Raw genomic sequence first — 2,512 nt, 5'->3', positions numbered from 1 at the left:
TCTTCCTGCCATTCCATGGTAGATAAGTTTGATTGTTTCGTGGGATGATAAACCTTTGGGGGGGGGGGCATAATACTTAGCGGCTGAAGTAATCACACCGCATGTAATGCCATAGTTTTTACTATATTCTTCTGCAAGTCCATTACAGACTGTATAGACAATATCAGCTTGAGGAAGATAGGTTTTACAAAGCCAATGTTTGTAAGGCGAAAAATAGAATCTCCACCAAAAGGAATGCTCAAATTCTCTAGGTGCATATTCGTGCATATTTGCAATGATTTTTGCATTCTTTTTGTGCTTTAGGGCTAAAGGCAATGATTCTTCATTATGAGCAAGGATAATGTCAAATTCCTTACCTTCAAGCTTAGAATCTGCCTCCTTAATTTGTGGCAAATTCCAATACACCCGCTCAAAACATCGCCAAAAAAGCCAAAAACGTTGAATCCATTTCATACTCAATGTCCATTTAGGCTTTTGGATTGTAATAAATTCAACATATTCGCGTTTGCAATCTACATATCCCAAACCCGTCAACCGATATTTTTCACACAATAAATCATATTCTCTGCGTAAACGTGGTTGTGTTTGGTGATTATGAAAATGCAAAATAAGAATTCTTTTCATTATATTAGCTTATAATCTTATCCAAAAACTTCTTTTTAAATTGATAGATTTTTTCATTATTTGCATAATCGCGATAGCTCTTTATTGGGCTTTGCATAATCTCCTGCCAATCTTGCTCGCTTAATTGAAGATGGTTAAGAATTTCTGATAAATCTTTATCAAAATCACCCTTGTAAGGCGATTCTTTGAGTTGTTCAATCGCCTGTTCTCTTTGCATTTCTCCAGATAAAATAAGGCTCGAAAAATGTGGTCTCCGCTTATCATAGCCAAATTTCGTAGGTAAAAAGTAGGTCTGAAAAAATTTTGTCCATACCGATTCACAATGCTTATCCCCATAACCTTGCCAACCATATTCCAAACCCAATTCTTGCAACGCTTTTTGCTTGTTGTATGGAATATAATTCAGAGGTGAAAGCACATGCATCTTTTTAATAAATGGATAATAAAAATAGTAATCAAAAAAACTAACGATAGGGTATTGCTTAAGCGGTCTTTTACCAAATTTGTGATGAATGTCTTTGAGTTGTATTGAATCAAGTGCAAAATGTGCCCATGAGAACGGAAATACAGATTCAGTAGCATAATTAGCACCATTCAAAACATAGCGAATCTGGTGTTTTGTGGCATATTGATACAAAGAAGCAAAAAAAGCATGGTCTTGTGGAACATCGCAATTAACAACACCTGAACGCAAAAATGCCACTTGCAAATCACGCATTTCATCTAAATCAATCGTAATAGTATGAAGCTTAATATCTAACTTATCAACTAATGCTTGAATATTTTGGGTCGCAATACTTGAATTCCAACCCGCATCAACATGCACGGCAAGAATGCGTAAATCATATTCCTTTTTTATATAATGCAATAAATAGCTACTATCTACACCACCGCTTAAGCCAATAATAACATCAAATTCTTTATTTCTACTCTCTTGCTTAATCTTATAAACCAAACCATCTAAAACTTCTTTTGTGCATTGCTTCCAATACGGTAAAGTAATTTCATCAAATCGGCGACAATGATTACAAATACCTTGTTCATCAAAGCGAATTTGTGAATCGCTAGTATCCATTACACAACGATTACAAATCTGATATTCCATTTCTATACTCCTCAAATCATTCAAAACATATCTAACATAATCGTCAATTTGCATAAAAGCTTAATTCTCAAGAAGTAAATTCACCATCTCAAGCAACTTTTCTCCCTCTTGCTCTGCATTTAAAATTTGTGCTGTTTTGTTAGCATTTTCTTTATAGTGCTTAATATCATCTTTTGTGAGTTTGTTTAAAGATTCTGCCATTGCTTCTTTAGTGAAGTCTTTTGCAATAATGCCTAAATCATATTGTTGAACATATCTTGCCATTTCTTTGCTTGGTCCTATAGCTATGGCTAATCTTGCTTGGATAAATTCAAAGAATTTATTAGGAAGACACATTTGTAAATTATAAGTTGTGGGTGGAACTAAAAAAAATCCTATATCATATTGGGTTGTAAAAGGAATAATCTCCTCAAATGCAACAGGATTTAAGATTCTTACATTACTTCTTGAATCCGCCATTTTTTGTAACACCTTATAATAATCTTGATGATAAGTTGGCACAAGCATTAAATCAAGACTAAAACGTTCATCAACATAATCCATTGTTTCTATCATTGTGTGAATATGGCGGTCAGGACTCACCATCCCATGATGGACAATGCGAATATGCGAAGAATCTATAAAATGCGTTGGAAAGGAAAAAAAATCCATCTGTCCCATACTTGTCATTTTTCACTCCTTAATAGTAAATTCACCATCTCAAGCAACTTTTCTCCCTCTTGCTCTGCATTTAAAATTTGTGCTGTTTTATTAGCATTTTCTTTATAGTGTTTAATGTCATCT

3 protein-coding genes are annotated in these 2,512 nt (G+C 34.0%); all 3 read right to left on the bottom strand.

What is annotated here, in order from left to right; all coding sequences use genetic code 11:
- Positions 1-624, bottom strand: a 624-nt coding sequence (locus tag CCZ01_RS09780) for a glycosyltransferase family 4 protein (protein WP_146745253.1), incomplete at its 3' end; no start/stop codon positions are given.
- 4 nt (positions 625-628) lie between these two features.
- Positions 629-1,729, bottom strand: a complete 1,101-nt coding sequence (locus CCZ01_RS09775; RefSeq protein ID WP_112053019.1) for an N-acetyl sugar amidotransferase — start codon at positions 1,727-1,729, stop codon at positions 629-631.
- Positions 1,730-1,789: 60 nt separating this feature from the next.
- A complete protein-coding gene (locus tag CCZ01_RS09770) occupies positions 1,790-2,398 on the bottom strand; it encodes a glycosyltransferase family protein (protein ID WP_112053018.1) in 609 nt (202 codons plus the stop codon).
- Positions 2,399-2,512: the final 114 nt, after the last annotated feature.

Source organism: Helicobacter monodelphidis (assembly GCF_003288845.1).
Taxonomy (GTDB): Bacteria; Campylobacterota; Campylobacteria; order Campylobacterales; family Helicobacteraceae; genus NHYN01.
This window is presented reverse-complemented; position numbering and strand designations above follow the sequence as displayed.

What these genes read in the sequence shown, in the direction of transcription:
- CCZ01_RS09775 (WP_112053019.1), bottom strand. Translation starts at nt 1,729, where the DNA reads ATGGAATATCAGATTTGTAATCGTTGTGTAATGGATACTAGCGATTCA.
- CCZ01_RS09770 (WP_112053018.1), bottom strand. Translation starts at nt 2,398, where the DNA reads ATGACAAGTATGGGACAGATGGATTTTTTTTCCTTTCCAACGCATTTT.